The 26,528-nt window shown below is 46.7% G+C and carries 30 protein-coding genes; all 30 read right to left on the bottom strand.

The genetic code is table 11. The features are described 5' to 3' along the window. Window positions 1-7: 7 nt before the first annotated feature. The 30 genes from flgD to rpsP all read right to left on the bottom strand — a co-directional run bounded on the left by flgD (window position 8) and on the right by rpsP (window position 26,512). A complete protein-coding gene (gene flgD / locus MHI30_RS08880) occupies window positions 8-475 on the bottom strand; it encodes a flagellar hook assembly protein FlgD (protein ID WP_075752827.1) in 468 nt (155 codons plus the stop codon). Beyond that, window positions 475-1,857 (bottom strand): flagellar hook-length control protein FliK, encoded by a 1,383-nt coding sequence (locus MHI30_RS08875; RefSeq protein ID WP_075752829.1) that lies wholly within the window; start codon window positions 1,855-1,857, stop codon window positions 475-477. The genes flgD and MHI30_RS08875 overlap by 1 nt, the downstream gene beginning before the upstream one ends. Before the next feature lies 1 nt (window position 1,858). Further along, on the bottom strand, window positions 1,859-2,473 hold the full coding sequence (locus MHI30_RS08870) for a MotE family protein (RefSeq protein ID WP_075752831.1): 615 nt from the start codon (window positions 2,471-2,473) through the stop codon (window positions 1,859-1,861). A 13-nt stretch (window positions 2,474-2,486) separates the two neighbouring features. Beyond that, entirely contained in the window at window positions 2,487-2,930 is a 444-nt protein-coding gene (gene fliJ, locus MHI30_RS08865) for a flagellar export protein FliJ (protein ID WP_075752833.1), read from the bottom strand. Window positions 2,931-2,932: 2 nt separating this feature from the next. Beyond that, on the bottom strand, window positions 2,933-4,249 hold the full coding sequence (fliI, locus tag MHI30_RS08860; RefSeq protein WP_142238607.1) for a flagellar protein export ATPase FliI: 1,317 nt from the start codon (window positions 4,247-4,249) through the stop codon (window positions 2,933-2,935). After that, window positions 4,246-5,013, bottom strand: coding sequence for a flagellar assembly protein FliH (gene fliH, locus MHI30_RS08855; protein WP_154495680.1), 768 nt, complete (start codon window positions 5,011-5,013; stop codon window positions 4,246-4,248). Before fliH ends, fliI begins: the two co-directional genes overlap by 4 nt. Then, window positions 4,997-6,013: a flagellar motor switch protein FliG gene (gene fliG, locus MHI30_RS08850; RefSeq protein ID WP_043926372.1), complete on the bottom strand. Its 1,017-nt coding sequence runs from the start codon at window positions 6,011-6,013 to the stop codon at window positions 4,997-4,999. The genes fliH and fliG overlap by 17 nt, the downstream gene beginning before the upstream one ends. A gap of 13 nt (window positions 6,014-6,026) precedes the next feature. Continuing rightward, window positions 6,027-7,628 carry a flagellar basal-body MS-ring/collar protein FliF gene (fliF, locus tag MHI30_RS08845; RefSeq protein WP_075752839.1) on the bottom strand — a complete coding sequence of 534 codons (1,602 nt, stop codon included), beginning with the start codon at window positions 7,626-7,628 and terminating at the stop codon, window positions 6,027-6,029. A 50-nt stretch (window positions 7,629-7,678) separates the two neighbouring features. Then, window positions 7,679-7,996: a flagellar hook-basal body complex protein FliE gene (fliE, locus tag MHI30_RS08840; RefSeq protein WP_075752841.1), complete on the bottom strand. Its 318-nt coding sequence runs from the start codon at window positions 7,994-7,996 to the stop codon at window positions 7,679-7,681. Between the two features lie 13 nt (window positions 7,997-8,009). Continuing rightward, window positions 8,010-8,462: a flagellar basal body rod protein FlgC gene (gene flgC, locus MHI30_RS08835; RefSeq protein ID WP_020451388.1), complete on the bottom strand. Its 453-nt coding sequence runs from the start codon at window positions 8,460-8,462 to the stop codon at window positions 8,010-8,012. After that, window positions 8,462-8,851: a flagellar basal body rod protein FlgB gene (gene flgB, locus MHI30_RS08830; RefSeq protein ID WP_075752843.1), complete on the bottom strand. Its 390-nt coding sequence runs from the start codon at window positions 8,849-8,851 to the stop codon at window positions 8,462-8,464. The genes flgC and flgB overlap by 1 nt, the downstream gene beginning before the upstream one ends. 352 nt (window positions 8,852-9,203) lie before the next feature. Beyond that, window positions 9,204-9,983, bottom strand: coding sequence for a GTP-sensing pleiotropic transcriptional regulator CodY (codY, locus tag MHI30_RS08825; RefSeq protein WP_003181756.1), 780 nt, complete (start codon window positions 9,981-9,983; stop codon window positions 9,204-9,206). Window positions 9,984-10,021: 38 nt separating this feature from the next. After that, complete coding sequence (gene hslU / locus MHI30_RS08820; protein ID WP_256163786.1) at window positions 10,022-11,434, bottom strand: HslU--HslV peptidase ATPase subunit; 1,413 nt, start codon at window positions 11,432-11,434, stop codon at window positions 10,022-10,024. Between the two features lie 7 nt (window positions 11,435-11,441). Next, a complete protein-coding gene (hslV, locus tag MHI30_RS08815; protein ID WP_020451384.1) occupies window positions 11,442-11,987 on the bottom strand; it encodes an ATP-dependent protease subunit HslV in 546 nt (181 codons plus the stop codon). Window positions 11,988-12,000: 13 nt separating this feature from the next. After that, window positions 12,001-12,915, bottom strand: coding sequence for a tyrosine recombinase XerC (xerC, locus tag MHI30_RS08810; RefSeq protein WP_020451383.1), 915 nt, complete (start codon window positions 12,913-12,915; stop codon window positions 12,001-12,003). A 66-nt stretch (window positions 12,916-12,981) separates the two neighbouring features. Beyond that, window positions 12,982-14,286, bottom strand: coding sequence for an FADH(2)-oxidizing methylenetetrahydrofolate--tRNA-(uracil(54)-C(5))-methyltransferase TrmFO (gene trmFO, locus MHI30_RS08805; protein WP_075752845.1), 1,305 nt, complete (start codon window positions 14,284-14,286; stop codon window positions 12,982-12,984). A 75-nt stretch (window positions 14,287-14,361) separates the two neighbouring features. After that, window positions 14,362-16,437 (bottom strand): type I DNA topoisomerase, encoded by a 2,076-nt coding sequence (topA, locus tag MHI30_RS08800; protein WP_020451381.1) that lies wholly within the window; start codon window positions 16,435-16,437, stop codon window positions 14,362-14,364. A 204-nt stretch (window positions 16,438-16,641) separates the two neighbouring features. Next, a complete protein-coding gene (gene dprA, locus MHI30_RS08795) occupies window positions 16,642-17,544 on the bottom strand; it encodes a DNA-processing protein DprA (RefSeq protein ID WP_075752847.1) in 903 nt (300 codons plus the stop codon). 112 nt (window positions 17,545-17,656) lie between these two features. Further along, window positions 17,657-18,559, bottom strand: coding sequence for a succinate--CoA ligase subunit alpha (gene sucD / locus MHI30_RS08790; protein ID WP_020451379.1), 903 nt, complete (start codon window positions 18,557-18,559; stop codon window positions 17,657-17,659). Window positions 18,560-18,577: 18 nt separating this feature from the next. Then, window positions 18,578-19,738, bottom strand: a complete 1,161-nt coding sequence (gene sucC / locus MHI30_RS08785; protein WP_075752849.1) for an ADP-forming succinate--CoA ligase subunit beta — start codon at window positions 19,736-19,738, stop codon at window positions 18,578-18,580. Window positions 19,739-19,913: 175 nt separating this feature from the next. After that, a complete protein-coding gene (locus MHI30_RS08780) occupies window positions 19,914-20,198 on the bottom strand; it encodes a FlhB-like flagellar biosynthesis protein (RefSeq protein WP_025811381.1) in 285 nt (94 codons plus the stop codon). Then, window positions 20,195-21,892 (bottom strand): hypothetical protein, encoded by a 1,698-nt coding sequence (locus MHI30_RS08775; protein ID WP_075752851.1) that lies wholly within the window; start codon window positions 21,890-21,892, stop codon window positions 20,195-20,197. Before MHI30_RS08775 ends, MHI30_RS08780 begins: the two co-directional genes overlap by 4 nt. A gap of 24 nt (window positions 21,893-21,916) precedes the next feature. Further along, window positions 21,917-22,684 (bottom strand): ribonuclease HII, encoded by a 768-nt coding sequence (locus MHI30_RS08770; protein ID WP_075752853.1) that lies wholly within the window; start codon window positions 22,682-22,684, stop codon window positions 21,917-21,919. Window positions 22,685-22,761: 77 nt separating this feature from the next. After that, window positions 22,762-23,613 (bottom strand): ribosome biogenesis GTPase YlqF, encoded by an 852-nt coding sequence (gene ylqF, locus MHI30_RS08765; RefSeq protein ID WP_020451374.1) that lies wholly within the window; start codon window positions 23,611-23,613, stop codon window positions 22,762-22,764. A 114-nt stretch (window positions 23,614-23,727) separates the two neighbouring features. Further along, window positions 23,728-24,075: a 50S ribosomal protein L19 gene (rplS, locus tag MHI30_RS08760; RefSeq protein ID WP_003181728.1), complete on the bottom strand. Its 348-nt coding sequence runs from the start codon at window positions 24,073-24,075 to the stop codon at window positions 23,728-23,730. A 138-nt stretch (window positions 24,076-24,213) separates the two neighbouring features. Beyond that, the gene (trmD, locus tag MHI30_RS08755) at window positions 24,214-24,945 is read right to left on the bottom strand and encodes a tRNA (guanosine(37)-N1)-methyltransferase TrmD (RefSeq protein WP_075752855.1); all 732 of its coding nucleotides are present in this window, start codon (window positions 24,943-24,945) and stop codon (window positions 24,214-24,216) included. Continuing rightward, entirely contained in the window at window positions 24,942-25,466 is a 525-nt protein-coding gene (gene rimM / locus MHI30_RS08750; RefSeq protein WP_075752857.1) for a ribosome maturation factor RimM, read from the bottom strand. The genes trmD and rimM overlap by 4 nt, the downstream gene beginning before the upstream one ends. Window positions 25,467-25,470: 4 nt before the next feature. Then, window positions 25,471-25,857 (bottom strand): YlqD family protein, encoded by a 387-nt coding sequence (locus MHI30_RS08745; RefSeq protein ID WP_075752859.1) that lies wholly within the window; start codon window positions 25,855-25,857, stop codon window positions 25,471-25,473. A gap of 137 nt (window positions 25,858-25,994) precedes the next feature. Beyond that, on the bottom strand, window positions 25,995-26,240 hold the full coding sequence (locus tag MHI30_RS08740; protein WP_023857213.1) for a KH domain-containing protein: 246 nt from the start codon (window positions 26,238-26,240) through the stop codon (window positions 25,995-25,997). After that, on the bottom strand, window positions 26,240-26,512 hold the full coding sequence (gene rpsP / locus MHI30_RS08735) for a 30S ribosomal protein S16 (protein ID WP_006638197.1): 273 nt from the start codon (window positions 26,510-26,512) through the stop codon (window positions 26,240-26,242). Before rpsP ends, MHI30_RS08740 begins: the two co-directional genes overlap by 1 nt. Between the last annotated feature and the right edge of the window lie 16 nt (window positions 26,513-26,528).

Raw genomic sequence — 26,528 nt, 5'->3', positions numbered from 1 at the left:
TCTGTTTTTATTTGTCAGAATGGCTTACCGCCGTCACATTCCACGGATTGACTTCGGTTCCATCGTCAAGGACAAGCAGATACTGTCCGTCTGAGCTTTTAACTGATTTGACAAGCGCCGTTTTCTCTTCGCTTTCTTCGCCTTCATAGGTGACTTCTTTTCCGATCCAGCTGACATACATCGTCATCGGGTCCTGAAGTCCGACGAACGTCGACATCGTTGTGTTCAGATTCGTTAGTTGCTCAAGGCTTGAAAAGGTCGCCATTTGCGCAATGAATTCACGGTCTTCCATCGGATTTAAGGGGTCTTGGTACTGCAGTTGTTTCATGAGCAGTTTCAAAAATTCATCCTTGCCAAGATTGGAGCCGCTCCCTGCTTTCTCGGCTTTTTTTGCCTCGGACAAATAATTGGATGTCGTTGATTTCGTGTTTGTTGTCCCTGTGGCAGTTCTTGTATCAATTGAAGTGTCAGGCATTAGATCTCCTCCTCGCTGTCCTGTGATCGAGTCTCGATAAGATCATCCAAAAACTCCTGAAAACCCTCATTTTCCTGCTCTTTTTGCTGATCTTGCTTCGCCTGCTGCTGGTTTTTCTGTTCGTCCGCCAGCTGTCCGAAGGTCTGATCACCGTTTTGAAGCGGTACACCGAAGCGGTCAATTTGTACAGACATGTTGGGCAGCGCCTGTTTAAGATGCGCGAGATTGTGTTCGAGCAGCTCTTTAGCCGACTGGGTCGATGCGATGATTTTGCTCGAAAACATCCCGTGCTGTTTGACGAGCTTGATCGTGATAAAGCCAAGATTTTCAGGATTCAGTCGGATCGTGAAACTGCCTGTCGATCTGCCGAACGGTGTATACTTCATCTGTTTCCATGAGCTGAGAATTTGTTCTGAAAAGCTTTTCGGCTGAGCGGAAGATTCCTCTGCCGCCGAGGTCTGGAGACCCTGGATCAACACTGCGCCTGTCCGATGATTGGCCAGTACAGAGGATTGAATCGGCTGTTCCTTTTGGCCTTGCTTTCCTTCAGTTTGAATTTCCCTTCCGTTCAAAACAAAGGACAACGGCTTCTCAGAAAGAGAGACATCATTTTTTTTGCTCATGAGCATTGCCTTCAGTTCGCTTTCCGCCATTTTCCACTCTTTTTGATCCGGTTCAGCGTTTGCGTTCATCATCTGTTCCATTACACTTTTCAAGCTTTTCAGCTCGGCGTTTGACATGGACAAAAGCTGCGACTCGCCCGGATCTTTCGTGAAAAATTGACGTTTAAGTTCATCAATCAGCCCTTCTGTTCCCGCCTTTGTCTGAAGAGCGGCGAGAAATTCCGGCGCCTGTTTCAATATTTCTGCGATTTGCGAAGTTTTGAGTGCCGGTTGATTTTCATTTACGATCACAGCGAGCAGCTGCTGAATCTGACCAAGAATTTGCAGGTCAGGCAGTTTCGGCTCTTCTGTCCCGCTTTCGACAGCAGGCAAAGCTTCAATAGCATCAGCTGTTTTGCCTGATTGTCCAGGCAGAGCGGCATTTTCAAGCAGCTCTTTTATTTGCTGTAACAGCTGTTCTGCCAATGCGAGTTCATCCGGAGATGGATTCAGCTCTTCAACATGCTGGAGGGAATTCAGCCAGTCTTCATTGAAGGAGCCGCCTTCATTATTTGAAAGCCATTGCTTCAGTTCATGCAAAAGCCCTTCCAATGACGTGTCCTGAGAAGGATCTTCTCCCTTTTGAAAAGGGGAAAGTGAGCCGTTTTCCTTTTGGAGCACATTCTGAAAGAGTCCGCCCAGAGGCGTCCTGCTCGTTTTTGCAGTTGCGGTATCCGCCGCAGGCTTGGCATCAAAAGAGATTGCGTCAAAAAGCCTCAAGCTATTCCCCCCCTTCTTTTTTCTTTTCGTTTTTCGCTTCGTTTTTCACAAGCTTTTCTGTGAATACAGCCGCTTTGTCAGGAGACATTTTGGAGAGGATCTCAGTCACTTTCTTTTTGCTTAAAGAATCTAAAATGTTGATTGCCTCTTCTTCTTTTAATTCGCTTAAAATTTTTGCAGCTTTATTGCTTTGCATGCTTTCATAAATTTTGACGACTTTTTTTCCGTCTCCTTGACCTTCGGCGTTCTTTTCTTTCTGCTCTTTTTCATCTTTTTCCGTTTTTTCGAGCGAGCTGATTTTTTGTTTCAGCCTTTTAATCTCTTGATCACTCGTTTTCAAGTCACTCGTCAGCGTTTCGATTTCGCTTTTTTGTTCATCGATCGTCTTTTGGAGCTTTTCTGCTTTGTTCTCCTGCTGCTTTGCTGCGTGATCTATGTCCTGATCCTCGCCGTTTTTCACAAGCTCTTTAACGACGGGGATTTTGGAGGCTGCATCCTGGAAATTGACGCCCAAAAGCCACATGCCGACAAACGCTACAACGATTAAAAAGATCAGCGGAATGACGATGACAAACAAAAATGTCTGAAATTTACCGGCTTTTTTTTCTTCGGTCATCGTTTTTCTACCCCTAGCTTCCTTGAGTTATGTACTGGGCAATGGAGATATCGTCCATTTCCTTTAACTCATTTGCTTTGTTTTGCAGTGAATACATTTCAAACTGCTTTTCTTTCATTTTTTCAAATTTTTTCAGCTCGATATTTTTTTCCGTCAGATCATGCTGTTTTTCATTCATTTCATTTCTCTTCATCATGACGAGCTTTTGGTAATGGTAGATAGTCGTTTCAAGATTTGTGACAAATTGCTGATAATGCCGCATTTCCTGAACGCTCATTCCCGTCTGCATCTTGATTTCCTTGTTTTTTTCTAGCGTTTCTTTTTGGTTCATGCTATCATACAGCTTTTCCGCGACCTTTTCGAATTCGGAAACTGAGTGCTGATATTCAGCGAATGATTGGTCTTTTTCATTTTCTTTAAGCTCGAGGAGCTTTTGAAATTTAAATGAATAAGCCATTCTTAATCCTCTCTTCCTGTAAGACTCTTTAATAAAGAAATGCTCTCTTCCAGCGACGCCGCTTCATCCACTTCCTGCTTGAGGAAGCTGATCAGCTTCGGTTGGAATTGTATGGCCTCATCAATTTCTCTGGAAGATCCTTTTTTATAGGCTCCTATGTTGATCAGGTCCTCTGAGTTTTGATAGGTTGACAGCATTTCCCTGAACCGGTTCGCTGCTCTTATATGGTCTTTCCCGGCGATGTTTGACATCACCCTGCTGATGCTTTTTAAAATGTTGACTGCCGGAAACTGGCCTTTATTCGCAAGGCTCCGGTCAAGAACGATATGACCGTCCAAGATTCCCCTGACAGTATCGGCGATCGGTTCATTCATATCATCACCGTCGACAAGAACCGTATAGAAAGCAGTTATTGACCCGTTTTCCGTCGTTCCTGTTCGTTCTAGGAGCTTAGGTAAAATAGCGAACACTGAGGGTGTATAACCTTTCGTCGTCGGCGGTTCGCCCGTCGCCAGGCCGATTTCCCTCTGAGCCATGGCGACCCTTGTCACCGAGTCCATCATGAACATCACGTTTTGTCCTTTGTCGCGGAAGTACTCGGCAATCGCTGTTGCAGTATAGGCAGCTTTCAGCCGCATCAATGCCGGCTGGTCAGATGTAGCCACTACAACGATCGTGCGCTTCAGCCCTTCTTCGCCGAGATCTTTCTCAATGAACTCTCTGACTTCCCGGCCCCGCTCTCCGACAAGAGCGATGACATTCAAGTCCGCGGCCGTCTCTCTTGCAATCATGCCCATGAGCGTGCTTTTTCCGACGCCGCTTCCGGCGAATATCCCGACACGTTGTCCTTTTCCGACGGTCAGCAGACTGTCGATTGATCTGACGCCGACCGCCATTTTTTCTCTGATTGGCGGCCTTTTCATCGGATTAGGCGGCGCCTGGTCTGTCGAAACTTGAGCCAGACCTTTCGGAAGCGAGCTGCCGTCGAGCGGATTGCCGAATGCATCGACAACTTGCCCGATCAAGCCGGAGCCGACTTTGACTCTGAGCGATTCGCCCGTCGCTTCGACAATGCTGCCGGGTGCAATATTGGCCGCTTCCAAATATGGCATCAGAAGAATATTTTGGTCTTTGAAGCCGACGACCTCAGCTTTGATGGCCTTTGGCCCGTCACCTTTTGTATAGATTTTGCAGACATCGCCGATTGAGCATTCAGGTCCTTTGGATTCAATCATCAGGCCGACCGCTTGTTTGACTTTTCCGTATCGTTTGTAGGAGTCTGCGGTTTCTATACATTCAAGCAGCTGCTCGAGCATCACTGGACAACACCTGCCGTTTCAAGCAGGCTGAGCAGTTTTTGTTTCAGCTGCTGTAATTGAGTGTCGATTCCTGCATCGATTCTTCCGAAAGCCGTTTCAACATAGCATGTTCCTTTCGGCGCTTTTTCATCGGCGTATATCGCGAGATGTGCGCCATATTGGAGGAGCTGCTCAAGTTCGTTTTTGTGGCTTTGAACCTCCGTGTAATACTCCGGATCCACATAGACGGCAATGTCATCGAACTCTTTCATTTCGGACAGCACCTGTTTGACGAGGGCTGAAAAAGCTTCTTTGTCGTCAGCCTTTTGATTCCAAACTTTTTTAGCCAGCGTCACGGCAAGTTCGACAATTTCTTCGGAAGATTGTTCGATTTTTTCTTCATAGTCACGCCTCGCCGCTCCGACGATGGCGTTGGCTTCATCCAAATAGGATTGATAAGTGCTTTGGGCCTCGGCCTTTCCCTGTTCAAACCCCGCTTGAAAGCCTTCTTGTTTCGCCTGGTCTATCAGTGCTTCGCGTTCTGTTTCCCAGCTTATCCTTTCCTCTTCGATTTGCCGTCTGACCTGTTCGAGTTCAGCGCTCGCTTTTTCGTATATTTTCCCGGCTTCCTGTCTGGCATGATCGAGGAGGAATTCCGGATCCTGTCCGGTATCAAGTTCGGTTTCTGTTTCAGGAAGTTTGACTTCCTTTAATGAAATCGTCCGCCTTTCTTTTGGCGGTATTGATGATAATCGCTGTTTAATAATGTTAGACAATGATATCATCTCCTCCGCCTCTGGCGATTACGATCTCACCTGCTTCTTCAAGTCTTCGGATGACGCTTACGATTCTGGATTGAGCTTCTTCTACGTCACGCAGACGCACAGGACCCATGAATTCCATTTCTTCTTTAAATGTTTCAGCCATACGCTGCGACATATTGCTGAAGACGATGTCTTTGACCTCTTCACTGGCCACTTTGAGGGAGAGAAGCAGATCGTCGTTTTCCACATCGCGGATAACCCTTTGAATGGCGCGGTTATCAAGCGTAACGATATCTTCAAAGACGAACATCCGCTTCTTAATCTCGTCGGCAAGCTCAGGATCCTGGATTTCAAGGGCGTCAAGGATCGTTTTCTCCGTACCTCTGTCAACTCCGTTCAACACTTCGACAACGGCTTCGATGCCGCCGGTCTGCGTGTAGTCCTGAGTGAATGTGGAGGATAGCTTTTGCTCCAGAATCTGTTCGACTTCATTGATGATTTCCGGTGACGTCCTGTCCATGACAGCGATCCGTCTTGCAACCTCTGCCTGCACATCCTGATTCAGCTCTGACAATATCTGACCGGATTGCACGGGATCGAGATAAGACAGAATCAATGCGATCGTCTGCGGATGCTCATGCTGAATAAAGTTCAGAATCTGCTCGGGATCCGCTTTTCTGGCAAAATCGAACGGTCTGACTTGAAGAGACGATGTCAGCCTGTTGATAATGCTGGCGGCTTTGTCTTCGCCGAGCGCTTTGTCAAGCACCTGCTTGGCATAGTGAATGCCGCCTTGTGATATATATTCTTGAGCAACAGCCGTTTCATGAAATTCCTGAATAATTTCGTCTTTTTTCTCTGGTGATACAGCTCTGACATTTGATATTTCAAGCGTCAGCCTTTCGATTTCTTCATCTGTTAAATGCTTGTAAACGGAAGCTGACACATCAAGCCCTAAGGATATCATGAGAATGGCCGCTTTTTGTTTGCCTGTAAGCCTGTCTTGTTTCATTTTTGCCATTTCAATACTCCTCCTAATCCTCGGTCAGCCAGCTGCGCAGCAATTTGGCGAATTCTTCAGGCTTATCTTTCGCCATTTTTTCAAGCTGTTTTCGTCTGACAGTTTCTTCCGTCTCTTTTTCATTGTTCACATCAGCAACACGAATCGGTTCCTGAGGCGTTTCATACCATTCTTCCTCGTATTCGTCATCTCTATTTTTACGTCTTCTGACAAGCCAGATGATGAGGCCGATTACAGCAACAAGCGCTGCTCCGCCTGCGATGTAAATCCACATCGGTATGCCGCCTGTTTCCGTTCCTTCATCGATTGTCTGCTTGCCGTCGAACGATTGGACAGAAACTACGATTTTATTTTCAACATCCTCATCTGTCAGCGGTTCTTCTTCATAGTTCTTGTCGATCGATGTTTTCACAATGGTTGAGAGGATCTTTTTAATATCGTCTTCCCTTTCAGCGGGCAGTGACTGCGGGTTCTTCGCATCAGGCGGTTCAACCATGACCTGGACGCCCAAATCTCTGATTTTGTACGGGCTCTCAGCGATTTCTTTATGGATTCTGTTGACTTCATTGTTGATCCGTTCTTCGCTTTTCTCATAGTCTCCGTTGCCTGTTCCGCCTTCTGTTTCCGCATAGTTCGTTACATCGTTTTCACCTGTTCCGTTGACGCCTCCCGCTTGCGCTCCCTGTCCGGAATAAGTTTCACTGACGCGCTCTGCGCTGACCGTGATCCCTTCCATATTTTCTTTGTCGACAGGTTCTACCAGGTCTTCAGTCCTGTTTTCTTTTGTGAAATCGATGTCGGATGTGACGGATACAACCACTTTATCCTGTCCCATCATCGTGCCGAGCATGGTTTGGATTTGTCTTTGCAGATCCTTTTCGATCTGGGCTTTGACTTCCCTCTGGGAAGAATAGCTGTCAGCGTAAGAACCGGATTCTTTTCCTGTTTGATCGTAATATGTGGAGTTTTGATCCATGATCACGATGTTTTTCGGGTCAAGGTTCGGCACGCTTTTCGATACGAGATGATAAAGGCCGTTGATTTCATTTTGATCAAGCGTGTGGCCGGGCTTCACCTGAAGAACAATCGAAGCGGATGCTTCCGGCTTTTCCTCACCGACAAAGACGGATTCCTTCGGCAGGTTAATCATGACCTTCGAATCTTTAATCCCGTCTATTCCTTTGATGAGGTTGGTAAGCTCGGTTTGCGTCGCTTTCACTTTCAAAACATCAAATTCGTTGTCCGTCATGCCGAAACCGGCATTTTCGCCAAAGAACGAGTAATCGATGCTTCCGCTTTTCGGAAGCCCCTCTGCCGCAAGATCGACTTTCAGCCCGTCGACTTTTTCTTCCGGAACTTTGATGACTGAACCGTCAGCTGCAACTTCAGATGGTATACCTTTTTCATCGAGCACTTGTTTGATTTGGCCGGTTTCTTCAGCTGACAAGTCTTTATAGAGCGGCACCATTTTATTTGACGAAGCAACTATTCCAATGACGATTGACAGGATCACTGCCAGAGCGACGATGCCGATCATCAAAAACTTCTGCAGCTTTGATCTGTTTTTCCAAAAATCTGTTATTTTCGTTTTGATTTGCAATAAAGTACGATTCATCTTACTCCCCCGGTAGTTACACTAATTCTCTTCGCTTTCAGACTCCTTTCTTACATTTGCATTCTCATGATTTCCTGATAAGCTTCAACCGCTTTGTTGCGGAATTCCGTCGCAGCCGTCAATGTAATATTTGCCTTCTGGGCTGCAACCATCACTTCATCAAGGTTGACATCCTGACCGAGAGCAAGCGCGTTTGTCAGTTTATCAGATTCATTTTGAGATTGATTCAAAGCATTGATAGAATCTTTCAGCACGTTGGAAAAGCTGACTTGGTTCTCTGAACCGTCCTGCTTGTTCGTGATCTGATTTGTTGCATTCGTTCCCGCCTGCACGGATTGAATTCCAAATGGAGAGATTCCATTAACCATTCGTGTCATCACCCTACTTTCCGATTTCTAGTGCTTTCATCAGCATTCCTTTTGTCGCATTCATCGCTGTGACATTCGCTTCATATGACCTTGTGCTGCCCATTAAATCAACCATCTCTTTTAGCGGATCGACATTCGGCATCTGCACGTATCCGTCTTCGTTTGCGTCGGGATGCGTCGGATCATAAACGAGTTTAAACGGTGTTTTGTCTTCGCTGATCTTGGTCACCTTTACCCCTTCACCGACTCTCGCCGATGCATTCATCGATGACTGGAGCACTGATGAAAAAGATTCGCCTTTCGGAGCCGTCGATACAAGCTTTCTTCTATACGGCTGCCACTGTCCGTCGACCAGCTTCGCTCTCGTTGTGTCCATGTTTGCCAGGTTGGAAGAAACGGTATCCATTCTGACTCTCTGTGCAGTCAACGCCGAAGCTGAGATGTTGATGCTATTGAATACCCCCATTATTTACCTCCTGTAATCGCGGTCCGCAGTGAGTTGAATTTACCGCTTATTCTTTCAACCAGCGCTTGATACTGGATTTGATTTTTCGCCATTTCACTCATTTCCTGATCAACGTCCACATTGTTCCCGTTTTCTTGATAACTTGTATTCTTTCTCGACACAACTGAATAATTTGACTCATTCCCTTTGAAGTCAATGTGTCTATAGTCTGTTTTTATAGCGTTAATTCGGGAGGACTCCTCATTCAGCACATTTTTGAAGGATACTTTTTTCGCCTTGTAGTTCGGTGTGTCTACATTGGCCAGATTGTTCGTTATGACTTTTTGCTTAATGTCCGCTTGATTCAAGGCTCCCTCTAGTCTATGTATTGTTCCTGAAAATATATCCATCGCCAAATACCTCCAATCTTTTTCCATCTGTCTCAAAATCTTGTCGAGAATTGTAAAAACCATAAGCCTATTGTAAGGAATAATAGGCTTAAAGTCTATGATCTGGACGCAAAAAAAAATCGTAATAAATATCTATTTTATGAATAGGTATTTTGACCTAGATTGTAAGGACTATGTAATGTTACGTTTGTTAAAGTTTCAAAACATTATGTTAGTATATTTTTTATTCAAGTGACGCATTGATTTAGCACCGCATTTTAGTTATTTTTTGATATGAAAAAATTACGATAATATAGTTTAAAACGTGAAATAAAAAAAGCCGCAGAACGGCATGTTCTGCGGCTTTCGCCTTTTAATGAGACTTTAGTTTTTCTAATTCCATTAAAAATTTGTTGTTCAGCACTTTAATGTATGTGCCTTTCATCCCTAATGACCTTGATTCAATGACACCGGCGCTTTCAAGTTTGCGCAGCGCATTGACAATGACCGAGCGGGTGATGCCGACGCGGTCTGCAATTTTACTTGCGACAAGCAGGCCTTCATTTCCGTCAAGCTCTTCAAAAATATGTTCAATTGCTTCAAGCTCGCTGTAAGATAATGAACTGATCGCCATTTGAACGACCGCTTTGCTGCGCGCTTCCTCTTCGATCTCTTCAGCTTTCTCTCTCAGAATTTCCATTCCTACGACCGTTGCGCCATATTCGGCAAGGATCAGATCGTCATCCTCGAATTTCTCCTGAAGGCGGGACAGAATCAAAGTGCCGAGTCTTTCGCCTCCTCCGATGATCGGAACGACTGTGGTCAGACCCGCTTGGAACAAATCGCGGTTTTCCACAGGGAAAGCCGTATATTCGCTGTTAATGTCAAGGTTGGATGAAGTTTCCGGAATGTTGAACAGACTTTTTGTATAGTCTTCGGGAAACTGGCGCTCTTCAAGCATTTTTTTCATCCGGTCATTTTCGATCTGCTGGTTGATCGAGAAACCGAGAAGCTTTCCTCTGCGGCTGACGACGAAAATGTTCGAATCAATCACATCGCGAAGCGTTTCGGCCATTTCTTTAAAATTAACCGGCTTCCCTGCCGCATTTTGCAGCATTGCATTAATCTTTCTTGTTTTTTGTAATAAAGCCATAATAAATTGATCCTCCTAAATTACTCTTATTTAATTGTTTATAAAATAAACTGGCTTAAATCCTTATTCTTAGCGATCGAACCAAGCTTTTCTTCAACATATTGAGGCGTGATGACCACTTCCTCCATCGTCACATCCGGAGCCTCGAATGACAGTTCTTCCAAAAGACGTTCCAAAATGGTGTGAAGCCTTCTCGCCCCGATATTGTCTGTGTCCTGGTTCACATGATAAGCCACTTCTGCAATCTTACGAATAGCATCGTCAGAAAATTCAAGAGATATACCTTCCGTCTTCAATAAAGCCTTATACTGCTTAAGAAGAGCGTTGTCAGGCTCAGTTAAGATTTTCACAAAATCATCGATGCTCAGCTTTTGAAGTTCAACGCGGATCGGAAAGCGTCCCTGCAGCTCTGGAATTAGATCTGAAGGCTTCGCCATATGGAATGCACCTGCAGCGATGAACAGCACGTGATCCGTTTTGACCGCACCGTACTTTGTCATGACGGTAGAGCCTTCTACAATCGGAAGAATATCGCGCTGCACACCCTCTCTTGAGACGTCGGCCGATGAAGAAGCACCGCTCTTTTTGGCGATTTTATCGATCTCATCGATAAAGATGATTCCCGACTGTTCGGCTCTCAGGACGGCTTCCTGGGCAGCTTCGTCCATATCGATGAGCTTTGCCGCTTCTTCATTCGTCAGCACTTTTCGCGCTTCCCTGACCGTAAGTTTGCGGCGCTTTTTCTTTTTCGGCATCAGGCTGCTGAGCGCATCCTGCATGTTCATGCCCATCTGTTCCATACCCGAGCCTTGGAGCATATCAAACATGGACGGCTGCTGCTCCTCCACCTCAACGGTGACATAATGGTCTTCAAGCTCGCCGAGAGCAAGCTGATGTGCAATCCGCTTCCGGTTGTTTTCGATATCCGTGTCTTCATGCTTTTCCGCTTCATTCGTCTCTTGATCCTGATTTCCGCCAAACAGCATTTCAAAAGGATTTTTTGCACCCGACTGTTTTTTTCTTCCCGGTACAAGCAGGCGGACGAGGCGTTTATTTGCGTTTTCTTCGGCGATGCCTTTCACTTCGTTCATTTTTTCCTCTTTGACGAGGCGGATTGACGTTTCCACAAGATCCCTGACCATCGATTCTACATCTCTGCCCACATAACCGACTTCCGTGAACTTCGTCGCTTCGATTTTGACGAACGGAGCGCCGACGAGCTTCGCGATTCGTCTTGCAATCTCGGTTTTTCCCACACCTGTCGGACCCATCATCAATATGTTTTTCGGAACGATTTCTTCGCGCAGTTTTTCATCAAGAAGACTTCTTCTGTAGCGGTTCCTCAATGCCACGGCGACCGCTTTTTTCGCATCGAGCTGGCCGACGATGTATTGATCAAGCCTTTCGACGATCTGCCTAGGAGTCAGCGGCTTTTTTTCCATATGCCTCATATCCTTTCTATTCAAGTTCTTCTACAATGATCTGATCGTTCGTATACACACAGATTTCGCCCGCGGTTTCAAGTGAGGCCCTCGCAATCGCTCTTGCGTCAAGCTGGCCGCCTGCATGACGTTTCAGCGCCCTTCCGGCTGCCAGGGCGTAGTTTCCGCCTGAGCCGATCGCCAAAATGCCGTCGTCAGGTTCAATCACCTCGCCTGTTCCGGAAACGAGCAGCATGCTGTCAGCATTCATGACAATCAGCATCGCCTCAAGCTTTCTGAGGACTTTATCGCTTCGCCACTCTTTTGCAAGCTCGACTGCCGCCCGCTGCAAATTGCCGTTGTACTCTTCAAGCTTCGCTTCAAACATTTCAAAGAGCGTGAAAGCGTCCGCAACAGAACCGGCAAAGCCGGCAATGACTTTCCCGTTGAAGAGCTTTCTTACCTTTCTAGCGGTATGCTTCATGACGACAGCCTGACCGAACGTAACCTGGCCGTCTCCCGCCATCGCGCTTTTTCCGTTGTGCTGGACGGCGAATATCGTCGTTGCGTGAAAAGATGACATAAAAGAACCTCCTTTATTTCCCTTTATGTGCCCGAGGGTGATGAGACATATATGTCTTTCTGAGCATATCCTTAGATACATGCGTATACACCTGGGTTGAAGAAAGGTTTGAATGCCCAAGCAGTTCCTGAACGCTCCTGAGATCCGCACCCTCATTTAACAAATGGGTGGCAAAAGTATGGCGGAGCATATGCGGATGTATATGTAATGTACCCGAAGTCTTCTTGACCAGTTCTCCCAAAATGTAACGAACCCCCCTCGGGGTTAAGGGCCCGCCCCTTTGATTCAAAAAAATAAAAGGGCAGGGCTCTTTCGCTTTTAACAGAAGGATGCGTCTTCCATTTTGCAAATACAGATCCAAAGCCTCCCGGGCGAATGAACCAAATGGAATATACCTTTGCTTCCTGCCTTTCCCGTGAACCAAAACCGTATCTAAAAACAGATCCAAATCAGATTCCTTCAGGCTGCAAAGTTCGCTTACCCGCATGCCCGTTGCGTAAAGAAGTTCCAAGAGCGCCTGATTTCTTTGGCCGAGCGGTGTACTCAGGTCCGAAACCTCAAACAGTTCTTCAAGTTCTTTTTCATATAAAAACTTTGGAATCCGTTTATCCTGTTTCGGAAGACTGACAAGCAGAAACGGGTTTTCTTTTACCATCTTTTCCCTTAATAAAAATTTATAGAAGCTTCGCAGAGCCGAAATTTTCTTGCTGATCGTCCTGCGAGTAAGCCCTTTTTCATGCGCTTCCGTCAAGAAAATTCTCACATCCGGATAAGTCACGTCTTCAAAACCTTTTATTCCCTGAACTTGTAAAAAGCGTTCAAAGTCTTCAATGGAAGAAATGTAACCCACAATTGTATATTTTGAATAATTCTTTTCTATTTGTAAATATTCAATGAATAAAGTTAAAAAATTCTTAACATTTGCCATCATTACACCTCTTCGAAAAGGGCTTTTAAATGTTATCACATAACAAGTTCATCTGGCAATGAATAACTATAGCATTTTCGAAATATTTTGAATTGTCTCCAATGCGCGCGAAGCATACTGTTCGTTTCGTTCCTGCTTGTTTTTAATTTTAACCCCCAATTCCTTGAACAGACCGAAGTTCGCATTCATCGGCTGGAAGTTTTTCTTGTTTGTTTCCGTGATGTAATGGGCCATGCTGCCGATCGCTGTTTCATTTGAAAAAGTGACCGGTTCTTTTCCCTGGATGAGCCGAGCCGCATTTATTCCGGCAACAAGACCTGAAGCCGCTGATTCAACATACCCTTCAACACCTGTCATTTGGCCGGCGAAAAACAGATCGTCCCGTTTTTTAAACTGGTAGGTCGCTTTTAAAAGACTCGGCGAGTTGATGAACGTATTTCTGTGCATTACGCCGTAGCGGACGATTTCAGCTTGTTCCAGTCCCGGAATGAGGCGGAGCACTTCCTTTTGGTCGCCCCATTTGAGGTGGGTCTGAAAACCGACGATATTGTAAAGCGTGCCGGCTGCATCATCTTGGCGCAGCTGCACAACGGCGTATGGACGCTTTCCTGTTTTGGGATCTTCGAGTCCGACAGGCTTCATCGGGCCGAACAGCATCGTTTTTTTGCCGCGCTTCGCCATGACTTCAATCGGCATGCAGCCTTCAAAGAAGATTTCCTTTTCAAATTCTTTCAATGGAACGGTTTCCGCAGACACAAGGGCGTCATAAAACCTGTCAAACTCTTCTTCTGTCATCGGACAGTTCAAATACGCTGCCTCCCCTTTGTCATAGCGGGATTTCAAATAGACTTTATCCATGTCAAGGCTGTCTTTCTCAACAATCGGCGCAGCGGCGTCATAAAAGTACAGATAGTCTTCGCCTGTCAGCTCCCGGAGCTTTGCGGAAAGCGCTTCTGACGTCAGCGGTCCTGTCGCAATAATTGTCGGCCCTTCCGGTATTTCCGTGACTTCTTCATTGAGCACGGTCACATTCGGATGATTCTTTACTTTTTCGGTAACGTTTGCGGCAAATTCATGCCTGTCTACGGCAAGCGCACCGCCGGCAGGAACAGAACATTCGTCAGCAGCAGCGATGATGGCCGAGTCAAGAACCCGCATTTCTTCCTTTAATACACCGACAGCGTTCGTTAATGAATTCGCCCGTAGCGAGTTGCTGCAGACAAGTTCTGCAAATTTATCTGTATGGTGTGCCGGCGTTTGCTTAACAGGCCTCATTTCGTATAAACGGACATTGATACCTCGCTTGGCAAGCTGCCATGCCGCTTCGCTTCCGGCAAGTCCTGCACCGATGACATTTACTGTTTGATTCATATTCACATCTCCTAATTTATGAGTTGACTTCATCTTTTAACACAACAAAGAAGGTGAGCAAAGCCCTGCTCACCGCTACTTTTGTTGTTCTTCCTTATAATCGCAATTCACGCACTGCACTTGAACGCCTTTTTTGAGCTTTTTCTCCACAAGCATGTCCTCGCATTTCGGACATTTCCGTTCAAGCGGTTTATCCCATGATACGAATTCGCATTCAGGATAGCGGTCACAGCCGTAAAAAATGCGGCGTTTTTTCGATTTTCGCTCGACGATGTTGCCGGTTTTGCATGAAGGGCATTTGACGCCGATCTCTTTTACAATCGGCTTGGTGTTGCGGCAGTCGGGAAAATTGGAGCAGGCCATAAATTTGCCGTAGCGGCCCATTTTATAGACCATCGGATGGCCGCACTCTTCACAGTCCACACCCGCATACTCCGGTTCGATTTCCACTTCCTGCATCTCGGCTTCCGCTTTTTCAACGCGTTTTTCAAAGTCCTTGTAAAAGGAATCGATGATCTGCACCCATTGAATGTTTCCGTCTTCAACGTCATCGAGCTCTTTCTCCATTTTGGCGGTGAACTCGACATTAATGATCTCAGGGAAAAACTCCATGATCAAGTCAAGCACGATCTGACCGAGCTCAGTCGGGATAAAGCGTTTGTTATCAAGGGCGACATACCCGCGCTTTTGAATTGTGTCAAGCGTCGGCGCGTATGTGGACGGACGGCCGATTCCCAGCTCTTCAAGCGTTTTGACCAGCCTTGCTTCCGTATAGCGCGGAGGCGGCTGTGTGAAGTGCTGTTCGGGCTCGATATCTTTTGAAAGAACGGTGTCGCCTTCAGCGAGATCCGGAAGCATCTTATTCTTCTCTTCCATCTGATCGTCTTTTCCTTCAACGTACACCTTCATGAAACCTGAAAACTTGACTTTACTGCCGTTCGCCCGAAATGTCAACCCGTTGTTTTCAAGATCGACGCTCATCGTATCGAGTGTCGCCGGAGCCATCTGGCTTGCGACAAAGCGCTCCCAGATCAGCTTGTATAGCCGAAGCTGGTCTCTTCCCAATACCGCCTTCAGATCGGAAGGCTTTCTGAGCACCGAGGTCGGCCTGATCGCTTCGTGGGCATCCTGGGCGTTTTCATTCTTTTTGGCAGGCTTTCGCTTGCTCCCCAAAAATTCTTTTCCGTACTGTTCGCCGATGAATGATGCCGCTTCTTCTTGAGCTGTATTCGAGATGCGGGTTGAATCCGTTCTCATATAAGTGATTAACCCGACAGTTCCTTCTTTGCCGAGATCGATTCCTTCATAAAGCTGCTGGGCGATCATCATTGTTTTCTTTGCCCGGAAATTTAATTTACGCGCCGCTTCCTGCTGAAGCGTCGATGTCGTAAACGGGAGCGCAGGGTTCCGCTTACGTTCTTTTTTCGTAACCTTTTTAACCTCAAATTTGTTCCCTTTGATCTGGGAGAGGATTTGCTTTACATCTTCTTCGCTTTTCAACTGGTGCTTTTCGCCGTTTATTCCGAAGAAGCTCGCTTCAAATGTTTCTTTGCCTTTGAGAAAAGACCCTTCAATGGTCCAATATTCTTCAGGTTTAAAATCGTTGATTTCTTTTTCCCTGTCAATGATAAGGCGGAGCGCAACAGATTGGACACGTCCCGCACTCAAGCCTTTTTTTACTTTTTTCCATAAAATCGGGCTGATTTTGTACCCTACAAGGCGGTCCAGAATTCTTCTCGCCTGCTGGGCGTCGACAAGATCCATATTGATCATGCGCGGATGCTTAAATGAATCTTTGATCGCATCTTTTGTAATTTCATTAAATACGACGCGGCAGTCGGAATTCAGGTCCAGATCAAGGCTGTGCGCCAAATGCCACGCGATCGCTTCCCCTTCCCTGTCGGGGTCGGCTGCGAGATAGACTTTTTTTGCCTTTTTGGCGGCCGTTTTTAATTCTTTCAACACGGGGCCTTTCCCGCGGATCGTAATGTATTTTGGTTCAAAGTTCTGCTCGATGTCAACGCCCATCTGGCTTTTCGGCAAGTCTCTGACGTGTCCCATCGAAGCTTTCACTTTATATTTTTTTCCTAAGTATCGCTCAATCGTTTTTGCCTTTGCAGGCGATTCCACGATGACTAAGTATTCGGACATAACATTATCCCCCTCAAGAGGTGTTCTCTCTCTTTTCAATTTAGCCTTTTTATTGTATTCAGCATAATCGTCGTCTATATAATCATTATTTTTACGAAAAGTGTCTGATTTAATCCTTCTATATGTTGAACGCCGATTAAAGCGTTTAAACTTGAAATCCTCACTATTATTAAATATTACAATACGGTTTGTCAAACGATAATTCTAAACAGGTTCCGGATATTGAGTCCGTGAAGGCGACAGTTCGCTCAAAATATCTTCAATATTCAATACGAGTTTCGCCCCTTCCTGGATCAGCCTTGAAGGACCGAAAGAGTTGGCGTCAAAGATCGGACCCGGCACGGCGAACACCTCCCGCCCCTGCTCAAGGGCCTGATATGCTGTGATGAGCGACCCGCTCTTTTCCTTTCCTTGGACGACAACGATTCCTTCCGTTAATCCGCTGATCAGCCGATTTCGCATCGGAAAGTGCCATTTTTGAGGTTTAACGTCGGGAGGGTGCTCTGATACCAGCAGGTGGTTTTCGGCCATTTGACCGGCGAGCTGGCGGTGTTCACGGGGATATATGTTATTGAATCCGCCCGCGATGACGCCGATTGTCCTTCCCTTTGAACGGATGCTCTCCTGATGGGCGAGGCCGTCAATTCCTTTTGCAAGGCCGCTGACGATCGTCCAGCTTTTTTTGCAAAGCTCACTGACAAGGTGAACCGCTGCTCTTTTTCCGTATAATGACGGGCTACGGGTTCCGACGATTCCGATCAGTCTTTGTTCATGGAGAAGTTTAACGTTGCCTTTAAAAAAAAGGACGGGAGGCGGGTCATGAATGGTTTTCAGGCTGGCTGGATAATCGGGGGAACATATGGCGGTCATGCGGACACCGGCCGCTTCGTAAGAACGGATGAGCCGTTTAACATTAGACAGTTCTTGTTCCGCCAGTTTTCGTATGGAGCACAAGTCTGATCTTTTTAATGAATGCTTCGTTAAAAGATGGTTTTTTTCGCCCGTAAGAGACAAGGAAGGATCCTGCTTCCACCACTTGGTCAGCAGAGAAGGGGAGAGTGTGCCGCGAAGGCGGAGCAATATCAAAAGATCGCTGCTGTCGTTCATTCAAAAACCTCCAAACATTTTTAAAACAAAACAATCTGAAAGTACTAAACGATTTAACCAGTTATGAAAAAGCAGGAATAGACCAATCGGACTATTCCCGCTCATGTTAAGATCAGTGTGTTTTACATGTTTCGTAAAGGCCTTTTTCCTTCAGCACTTTAATCAATGTTTCTCCCATGACAGAAGGCGTTTCAGCCACTTCGATACCGCAGGCATTCATCGTTTTGACCTTTTCGTCCGCCGTACCTTTTCCTCCGGAAATGATGGCGCCGGCATGCCCCATGCGCTTGCCGGGAGGCGCTGTTTTTCCTCCGATGAAACCGACGACAGGTTTGGTCATGTTGGCTTTCACCCATTCGGCCGCTTCCTCTTCAGCTGTTCCGCCGATTTCGCCGATCATGATCACCGCATGTGTATCAGGGTCTTCATTAAACGCCTTCAGTACATCGATGAAGTTTGTCCCGTTGACAGGGTCTCCGCCGATCCCCACTGCAGTCGACTGGCCGACTCCTGCTTCTGAAAGCTGATGAACCGCTTCATATGTAAGGGTTCCTGAACGCGACACAACGCCGACATGGCCTTTTTTATGGATATATCCGGGCATGATCCCGATTTTACACTCCTCAGGCGTAATGACTCCCGGACAGTTCGGACCGATGAGCCTTGTTTTCTTGTCTTCCATATACCTTTTCACTTTTACCATATCCAGCACCGGAATGTGCTCAGTAATACAGATGACAAGATCAAGCTCAGCATCTGTCGCTTCCATAATCGCATCGGCCGCAAAAGCCGCAGGAACGTAAATGACAGACGCATTTGCCCCGGTCTGCTTGACTGCCTCTTCGACCGTGTTGAACACAGGCACCCCTTCGACCTCTGTTCCGCCTTTGCCCGGTGTGACTCCGCCGACAATTTTCGTTCCGTATTCAAGCATCTGCTTTGTGTGAAACAAAGCGGTTGAACCCGTTATCCCCTGAACAATGACTTTTGTGTCTTTATTAATAAATACACTCATTTTGGTCCCCTGCCTTTCTTACTTCACTAAGGATACGATTTTCTGCGCGCCGTCAGCCATTGATTCCGCAGACGTAATATTGAGTCCTGAATCATCGAGGATCTTCTTGCCGAGATCGACATTGGTGCCTTCAAGGCGAACGACAAGCGGCAATGTCAGACCGACTTGTTTCGTCGCTTCAACAACGCCTTCTGCAATGACGTCGCATTTCATGATGCCGCCGAAAATATTGACAAAGATCCCTTTGACGTTTTGATCAGACAAAATGATCTTGAACGCTTCCGTTACCTTTTCAGCTGTCGCGCCGCCTCCAACGTCAAGGAAGTTGGCCGGTTCCCCTCCGTAGTGCTTGATAATGTCCATGGTCGACATCGCAAGCCCCGCTCCGTTGACCATGCAGCCGATGTTTCCATCGAGCGAAATATAGCTTAAATCATACTTGGATGCTTCGATTTCCTTCGGATCTTCTTCATCGAGATCTCTGTACTCCAAGATGTCTTTTTGTCTGTATAGCGCATTGCTGTCAAAGTTCAGCTTGGCGTCAAGGGCCATGACTTTTCCGTCCCCTGTGACGACGAGCGGATTGATTTCAGCAATGGAACAGTCTTTTTCAGTAAACGCCTTGTACAGTCCCATCATAAACTTAACGGCTTGGCCGACAAGCTCTTTCGGGATATTGATGGCGAAGGCGATTTTTCTCGCCTGGTAACTCTGCAGTCCGACAGCCGGATCGATCACTTCTTTGACGATTTTTTCCGGCGTTTTTTCAGCGACTTCTTCAATTTCCGTGCCGCCCTCTTCGGATGCCATCAGCACGATGCGTGAAGTCGCCCTGTCAAGAACCAGACCGACATAGTATTCTTTTTTGATATCGCAGCCTTCTTCAATAAGTAAGCGTTTTATTTGTTGGCCGTCGGGACCTGTCTGGTGAGTGACAAGCGTCTTCCCCAACAATTCTTCCGCATAGGCTTTGACTTCTTCTTTTGATTTTGCAATTTTAACCCCGCCAGCTTTACCGCGTCCGCCGGCGTGAATTTGAGCTTTCACGACATAAACCGAGCTGGACAGCGCTTCCGCTGCTTTGACCGCTTCATCTGCTGTAAATGCCACTTTACCTTCCGGAACAGCCACTCCGTATTGTCTGAGTACTTCTTTCCCTTGGTACTCATGGATATTCATTTCCCATCCTCCTAACTTATGTAGCAAAAATAAAAATAGACTGCGCTTTCATTTTATATAATCATAGATCGATTGTCTAGGTTTCGATGAGAAATCGTAAAATCCTTCTAAACATTCACACTTTTATTTTATTAAAAATATAAAATTAATAGAGGAAACGGCTTTTTTTCAAAAGTCATTCCCTCTTTTTCATTTTTTCATCAAGCGTATAGACAAATGAAAAGATCTCGGCGACGATTTCGTAGAGCGCTTCAGGAATGTGATCGTCAAGCTCCAAGTGGCGCATTAATTCGACAAGCGTCGCATCTTCCTGAATCGGAACACCGGCTTTCTGCGCCTCTTCAATGATCTTCTCCGCCGTGTATCCCGATCCTTTGGCAACCACCTTCGGCGCCTTATCCTTCATTTCATCGTAATGAAGCGCAACAGCTCTTCTTAATGGAACAGATTCTTCCTTCATATTTTCACATCCACTGCGCTCTCTGTAATTTGTTCAAAACGGGCGTCCAGAAAAGGAGCAAGCTTCATGTTTTCCCGTTTTTTTGCCGTGACGCCTGACAAGCTGTAGCCCAGTTCTTTCAGGTTTTCCTTTAAAGCGGGGACCAGCGGTGCAAGCAAAGGCTCCAAGTCGAACCCTGTTTCAATTGTAACCGTCATGACGTTTTGCTGGATTAAACAATCGATCACCGTCTCTTCCAAGGCCTCCAACTGAAGGTAAAACATGAGGCGGCACTGGGAAGGGTCGATCTTTCCGTCGTCCTTTTTTTGCCCTTTTAAGAAAACGGTCAAATCCTGGACGCCGTTCTTTGAAAACAAAGGGTACGACAGAAAAAGCTGGCTTTGGGCAGGCTGATCATTCTGCAAAAACAGCTGTCCGTTTAAACGGTGAAAGATTTGGTCCGCTTCCTGTTTTACAGGAGCCGGAAGATCGGAAGCATGCCTCATTTCATTCAGCACGAGCTTTAAAGATTGAAGGCCCTGCTCTTTGAGGACAGCTCCGTTTTCCATCGCTCTCAACAATGAGAGTTCATCTCTGACGCCTAAAAGGTCTTTGATCTTGAGGAGAACGGAAAATACATCGGCTTTATTCGTTAATGCAGGCGCTGTTTCTTTCATGATATGCTGCAATAATTCCGTCTCTTTTGGCGTGAATCCGCCCGGAACGGCCGGAGCTTGTCCCAGAGATCCGCGCGATTCAAGCGCTCTGATGACGCCTGCCGCTTCTTTTACAATATGCGTCCCGTTCGTTTCGGCTTGTGCCGCCAATTTAGCGAACAGGTCTTTAGCTGCCGCGATTTCTGCGATTTGCGGCTTCTGCTGAACAGCTTTTGCTTCTTGTCCTTGGGTGCCGTCGGCGTCAGCTTTTTGCAAAGGATTCCCGACTTCTGACTGAACCTGCGGCTTTAATGGCTGAACGCCCTGCAGTTCTCCTTTTTCGAGTGACCTGACGTGTTCTGCAAGCTTTTGAATCAGCCTTTCGGCATGCACCTCGGTCTCCGCTTGTAAAACAGGCAAAAGCGCCTGCTTCAGCTTTTCCATGCCTGCGGATAGCTGAGCGGCGTTCGTGATCATATCAAACGTTTTCGCAATCTGCTCGTTCAGCGGTACGGGGTTTTTGACGGCCAAAATCGAATCGAGCACGCCGGGATGGACGGGAAGTTCGCGTTTAAGAGCGAACATGACGGCATCGGCGCCTTTTTGGGCGTCAGACTTCGGCAGATTTTCAAGCCACTTGATGGCGGCTCTTAAATCGTTTTCCCTGATCGGCTGCTGCTCCTTCAGCAACGCTCCGACCAGAAAGACAGCTTCCTTCGTCCGCTTCAAAGAAAGCCCGTTCAACAGCTTAAAAGCGGCATCCTGCACTGTCTTCGGGTTTTTGTCAAACGCTTCAACGACCTGAAGGCGGCCTGTCGCTTCATCAGGCTTCTTTTCATACGAAAACCAGTAATGAGCGCCCACTTTCAGGGGTACCTCAAGCTTCCCCTGCCATTTCGTATTGCCGATTTGTATTTCGGCGAACTGCTCGCTGATAAAGCGGAGCACTTTGCCGAGCATCAGTCTTTTCTGATCCGTCTCCGTCCCGCTGATCCGCTGGAGAGGATCAGCTTGTTCAAATTGTTTTCTTAAGCTGTTATGTACATCGTTCAGCATCATCAAAGTCATTCTTCCTCCGGAACGTTATTCATGTGCTTTAACAGGGGCGAACGATCTTCGGTGTATCGGCGACGGGCCGTATTTGGCAAGGGCATGCAGATGCTCTTTTGTTCCGTAGCCTTTATGCTTTTCAAACCCGTAGAGAGGATACTTTTCGGCGTATTCATCCATCAGCCTGTCTCTCGTCACTTTTGCGATGCATGCGCCTGCCGCTATCGATGCGCTTTTGGCATCCCCTTTAATGATCGATGACTGCTCTGTATCGACTGCAAGCGACATGGCGTCGATAAGAAGATAATCCGGAGCGACGTCCAGCGCTTGGACCGCTTTCAGCATCGCCGCTTTCGAGGCTTCATAAATATTCAGCTCATCGATCTCATGGGCGTCCGCGATCCCGACGCCGACTGCTGCGGCTTCTTCCATTATGTATGAATAATAGTCTTCTCTTTTTTGCTTTGACAGTTTTTTCGAATCTGTCAGCCCTAATATTTCACAGTCTTCTTTGAGAATGACAGCGGCGGCAACAACCGGCCCTGCGAGAGGCCCTCTGCCCGCCTCGTCGATTCCGGCGATATATTGATAGCCCCGCGCTCTCAGCGACCGTTCGAAAGACGTCATCACCTGCCACTCTTCCCGCATGGCCGAAAGCCTTTCATTTTTCTTCAGCCAGGCGTCGACAAGCGCTTGGACGCTTTTCCGCCCATCATTTTTGCACTGCTCTATAAAAGGGTCTTTTTCATCACTCACCGATTGAAGATGTTCTTTAATTTCTTTGACGGTTAATGTTTTCACTTTCTCTTCTCCCCTAATGTTCTTATCGGCGCATCTCCTGCAAAAATAAAGGCCCGCTCTTTTAAAAGCGCGCCTTTTTACATATCCTCCGGCTTTTCAAAAGAAAGCGGACCGAACTTTTCGGTGCGGATATCGCGGATGATGACTTCTGTCGTCTTGTCGTAATTAATCTCGCCTCCGGCCATGAGACAGCCGCGTTTTTTTCCGATCTCATCAAAAAGCGCTGCAATCTCTTCTGGAATCTCCTCCAGATCATAGCGCTTTTTTAAGCGCTCAGGGTAATTCTCTTCCAAAAAGCGCAAACCGTAGACGGCGACATCCTGCAAGTTGATAATCGAATCTTTAATTGCGCCTGTTGCCGCAAGCCTCAGCCCGACAAGCTCGTCCTCAAACTTCGGCCATAAAATCCCCGGGGTATCGAGAAGCTCGAGCTCTTTTCCGACCTTCACCCACTGCTGCGCCGTTGTGATCCCGGGTCTGTCGCCCGTTTTGGCAATGTTTTTTTTCGCCAGCCGGTTGATTAAAGTCGATTTGCCGACGTTCGGAATGCCGACGATCAGCGCTCTGATCGCGCGCGGCTTTACACCTTTTGCTTTCATTTTATCAAACTTTTCTTTCAGCAGCTCTTTTGAAGCGGGAAGAATTTGATTGAGCCCCTGCCCGTTGACCGAGTTGATGGCGAGGGAAGGAATTCCGTCTTTTTCAAAGTGCTGCTTCCAAGCCTTTGTCACGGAGGAATCCGCTTTATCCGCTTTGTTGAGCAGCATGATTCTCGGTTTGTTCTTTAAAATCTCTTCAATCATCGGGTTTCTTGAAGACATCGGAATTCTGGCGTCGACCAGTTCGTATACAATGTCGATCAGCTTGAGTTTCTCCGTTACTTCCCGCCTCGCTTTGGCCATATGCCCTGGGAACCATTGGATCACCATTTGTCTGACACCTACTTTCTGTTATTGCTATTCTTTTAATGGTGCGGTGCATATATACTTGTTTGACAAAAAAAGAGCTTGTTATGGTTAACAAGCTCTTTTCGTTCGTTATCATTATCGTCTGATTTCTTTAATACGAGCCGCTTTTCCACGAAGTTCGCGCAAGTAATAAAGTTTCGCACGGCGTACTTTACCATGACGGACAACTTCGATTTTCGCGATTTTCGGTGTGTGCAATGGGAATGTACGCTCAACTCCGACACCGTAAGAAATCTTACGAACTGTGAAAGTTTCGCTGATTCCGCCACCACGACGCTTAATCACGACACCTTCAAAAACCTGGATACGCTCACGGTTACCCTCGACAACTTTAACGTGTACACGTAAAGTATCACCAGGACGGAACGCAGGCAAATCAGTGCGCAATTGTTCTTTTGTGATTTCTTCAATCAATTTTTGCATCGTCTTCAACTCCTTCCAACAGATGCTCTTGCGCGAGTTAACCGGCACAGCGGAACATCGTTTTCAAACTTAAACGAGCGTTCCCGTTCAAGTCACAAGTAGTATCATACCACACCTTTTTCCCGGGTGCAATAGAATCTACCGGTTTTTCCATTCAGAAATCCATTTTCGTTCTTCTTCAGATAAAGGATAGTTTTCCAGAAGGTCGGGCCGCCTTAAAAAAGTGCGCCTGAGAGACTCCTTCCGCCGCCATTCTTTGATTTTCGCATGGTTCCCGCTTGTCAGAACGTCCGGCACCTTCAGGCCTTTGTAATCTGCCGGCCGCGTGTAATGGGGGTGTTCAAGAAGCCCCGTGCTGAAAGAGTCTTCAAGATGCGATTCTTCCTTGCCGAGCACGCCCGGCAAAAGCCGCACAACGCTGTCTGCGATCATCATCGCCGGCAGCTCTCCCCCTGTCAAAACGAAATCTCCGATCGAAATCTCGTCTGTAGACAGGTGCTCTCTGATCCGCTCATCATACCCTTCATAATGCCCGCAAATGAACATTAAATGCTCTTCCTGCGCCAGTTCTTCCGCCTTCTGTTGGGTATAGCGTTCCCCTTGGGGGCAGACGAGGATGATTCTTGGAGACCCTTCGGCTTCAGCCGTCAGCTTTTCGACCGCATCAAAGACAGGCTGCGGTTTCAGCACCATTCCTGCTCCCCCGCCGTATGGATAATCATCAACGGTTTGATGCTTGTTGTCGGAAAAGGCCCGAAAGTTCACCACGCGAAAGCGGACAGCGTCCTTATCCTGGGCTTTTTGCAGAATCGACGAGCCGAGCACGCCTTCAAACATTTCCGGAAAAAGCGTTAAAAAATCGATTTTCATTCGTCAAGTAACCCTTCCATGATATGAATCTTGATCGTTTGATCCGCCACATTAATCTCTTTGACAACGGCGTCGATATAAGGGATGAGCGCGTCTTTCTTTCCCGGTCTGGCCACGACCCAGACATCGTTGGCGCCCGGCGTTAAAATTTCTTTCACCTTGCCGATTAAATCCCCGTCTTCCGAGAAAACATCGCAGCCGATGATTTCGTGAAAGTAGTATTCGTCTTCCGCCAACTGGCTTAATTGGTCTTCGGGAACTTTAATCAAGGCATTCTTGAATTTTTCGGCTTCGGTGAGCGTTTCAACCTCTTTAAACTGCAAAAGGTGGAACTGTTTATGAAGCCTGTGGGCGCTGACGGTCACCTGGACAGGCTCGTCTGTTCCTTCACGAAACAAGTAGAGCGCGTTTCCGGGCTTGTACCGTTCCTCAGGAAAGTCGGTTCTTGAAATGACGCGGACTTCGCCTTTTACCCCATGAGTATTAACAATTTTCCCTACATTAAACCATTGTTTCAGCATTTCTTCACCTCGGACGAATTTCAATGACGATCCCGTCTTTAATCACGATTGTTTTTCCCGTCGTCATATCATGCCAATTATCCCCGACTTCAATGTTCATTAAAGCGTCGATTTCTTTTTCCTTTACTTCGCTGCCAAGCGGCAGTGTGTGGATTTGATTGATTTGAAAAACGATCATTTTAATCTTGTCCTGGCGTTTTTCAATTTCTTTTTTAAATGATTCAGTCGCTGCCGGATTGTGGTGTTCCTTTTCGTGTTTCCTGAGCTGAAAATAGAGCTGGTTGCATTCGCGCTCAAGGATTTCCTTTCGTTCTTCAAAAGAAGCCAGCAGCTTTTTTTTGCTGTTTTCAGTCAAAACCTGCATAACGGTAACACGTTGGATAATTTGCATGGCATCATCACCTACTGTCCCGTGATTTTCCTTTCCCTGAAATCCGGCAGCCTGGCATAAGCTGACAATCGGAATCGTTCATCTGTTTCGATTTTTTCTTACATGTTAAAAAAGGGGGAGGTTTTCACCCTCTCCCCTTAGTCTGCGATCTCAAGTTGAACTTTCTTAGAAGACTGTGCGCCTGCCGCAAATACGACAGAGCGTATCGCCCTTGCAGTGCGCCCTTTTTTGCCGATGATCTTGCCGGTATCCTCTCTGTTGACAGACAAGCGGAACATCGTCCGCTCTGGATTTTCCTCTCTGAAAACCTGAACGTCATCCGGATGATCCACAAGCGGTTTGACCAGTGATACAATCAGCTCTTCCAAGTGCAGATCACTCATTATTTGCTTTGTTTAGCGTTGTGGAATTTTTCCATAATGCCTTCTTTAGAGAACAGGTTGCGAACCGTGTCAGACGGTTTAGCTCCTGTTTGAAGCCATTTAAGCGCAAGCTCTTCGTCGATTTTGACTTCCGCTGGTTTTGCAACCGGGTTGTAAGTTCCGACTGTTTCGATGAAACGGCCGTCACGCGGTGAACGAGAATCTGCTACAACAATACGATAGAAAGGAGATTTTTTTGCTCCCATACGTTTTAAACGAATTTTTACTGCCATTTTACTAGCACCTCCG

Origin of the sequence: Bacillus sp. FSL L8-0528 (assembly GCF_038593085.1) — a bacterium.
GTDB lineage: Bacteria > Bacillota > Bacilli > Bacillales > Bacillaceae > Bacillus > Bacillus paralicheniformis.
This window is presented reverse-complemented; position numbering and strand designations above follow the sequence as displayed.

What these genes read in the sequence shown, in the direction of transcription:
- rimM (WP_075752857.1), bottom strand. Translation starts at nt 25,466, where the DNA reads ATGCTGAAACAATGGTTTAATGTAGGGAAAATTGTTAATACTCATGGG.
- xerC (WP_020451383.1), bottom strand. Translation starts at nt 12,915, where the DNA reads ATGGCAAATGTTAAGAATTTTTTAACTTTATTCATTGAATATTTACAA.
- rpsP (WP_006638197.1), bottom strand. Translation starts at nt 26,512, where the DNA reads ATGGCAGTAAAAATTCGTTTAAAACGTATGGGAGCAAAAAAATCTCCT.
- dprA (WP_075752847.1), bottom strand. Translation starts at nt 17,544, where the DNA reads ATGAACGACAGCAGCGATCTTTTGATATTGCTCCGCCTTCGCGGCACA.
- trmFO (WP_075752845.1), bottom strand. Translation starts at nt 14,286, where the DNA reads ATGAATCAAACAGTAAATGTCATCGGTGCAGGACTTGCCGGAAGCGAA.
- fliE (WP_075752841.1), bottom strand. Translation starts at nt 7,996, where the DNA reads ATGGTTAATGGAATCTCTCCATTTGGAATTCAATCCGTGCAGGCGGGA.
- codY (WP_003181756.1), bottom strand. Translation starts at nt 9,983, where the DNA reads ATGGCTTTATTACAAAAAACAAGAAAGATTAATGCAATGCTGCAAAAT.
- fliH (WP_154495680.1), bottom strand. Translation starts at nt 5,013, where the DNA reads ATGATATCATTGTCTAACATTATTAAACAGCGATTATCATCAATACCG.
- fliJ (WP_075752833.1), bottom strand. Translation starts at nt 2,930, where the DNA reads ATGGCTTATTCATTTAAATTTCAAAAGCTCCTCGAGCTTAAAGAAAAT.
- MHI30_RS08775 (WP_075752851.1), bottom strand. Translation starts at nt 21,892, where the DNA reads ATGATGCTGAACGATGTACATAACAGCTTAAGAAAACAATTTGAACAA.
- trmD (WP_075752855.1), bottom strand. Translation starts at nt 24,945, where the DNA reads ATGAAAATCGATTTTTTAACGCTTTTTCCGGAAATGTTTGAAGGCGTG.
- rplS (WP_003181728.1), bottom strand. Translation starts at nt 24,075, where the DNA reads ATGCAAAAATTGATTGAAGAAATCACAAAAGAACAATTGCGCACTGAT.
- fliG (WP_043926372.1), bottom strand. Translation starts at nt 6,013, where the DNA reads ATGGCAAAAATGAAACAAGACAGGCTTACAGGCAAACAAAAAGCGGCC.
- sucC (WP_075752849.1), bottom strand. Translation starts at nt 19,738, where the DNA reads ATGAATATCCATGAGTACCAAGGGAAAGAAGTACTCAGACAATACGGA.
- topA (WP_020451381.1), bottom strand. Translation starts at nt 16,437, where the DNA reads ATGTCCGAATACTTAGTCATCGTGGAATCGCCTGCAAAGGCAAAAACG.
- MHI30_RS08740 (WP_023857213.1), bottom strand. Translation starts at nt 26,240, where the DNA reads ATGAGTGATCTGCACTTGGAAGAGCTGATTGTATCACTGGTCAAACCG.
- ylqF (WP_020451374.1), bottom strand. Translation starts at nt 23,613, where the DNA reads ATGGTGATCCAATGGTTCCCAGGGCATATGGCCAAAGCGAGGCGGGAA.
- fliF (WP_075752839.1), bottom strand. Translation starts at nt 7,628, where the DNA reads ATGAATCGTACTTTATTGCAAATCAAAACGAAAATAACAGATTTTTGG.
- MHI30_RS08745 (WP_075752859.1), bottom strand. Translation starts at nt 25,857, where the DNA reads ATGCAAATTATCCAACGTGTTACCGTTATGCAGGTTTTGACTGAAAAC.
- hslU (WP_256163786.1), bottom strand. Translation starts at nt 11,434, where the DNA reads ATGAGGCATATGGAAAAAAAGCCGCTGACTCCTAGGCAGATCGTCGAA.
- flgC (WP_020451388.1), bottom strand. Translation starts at nt 8,462, where the DNA reads ATGGGGGTATTCAATAGCATCAACATCTCAGCTTCGGCGTTGACTGCA.
- sucD (WP_020451379.1), bottom strand. Translation starts at nt 18,559, where the DNA reads ATGAGTGTATTTATTAATAAAGACACAAAAGTCATTGTTCAGGGGATA.
- flgB (WP_075752843.1), bottom strand. Translation starts at nt 8,851, where the DNA reads ATGGATATATTTTCAGGAACAATACATAGACTAGAGGGAGCCTTGAAT.
- MHI30_RS08870 (WP_075752831.1), bottom strand. Translation starts at nt 2,473, where the DNA reads ATGACCGAAGAAAAAAAAGCCGGTAAATTTCAGACATTTTTGTTTGTC.
- flgD (WP_075752827.1), bottom strand. Translation starts at nt 475, where the DNA reads ATGCCTGACACTTCAATTGATACAAGAACTGCCACAGGGACAACAAAC.
- hslV (WP_020451384.1), bottom strand. Translation starts at nt 11,987, where the DNA reads ATGTCATCTTTTCACGCAACGACGATATTCGCCGTCCAGCACAACGGA.
- MHI30_RS08780 (WP_025811381.1), bottom strand. Translation starts at nt 20,198, where the DNA reads ATGAAGGAAGAATCTGTTCCATTAAGAAGAGCTGTTGCGCTTCATTAC.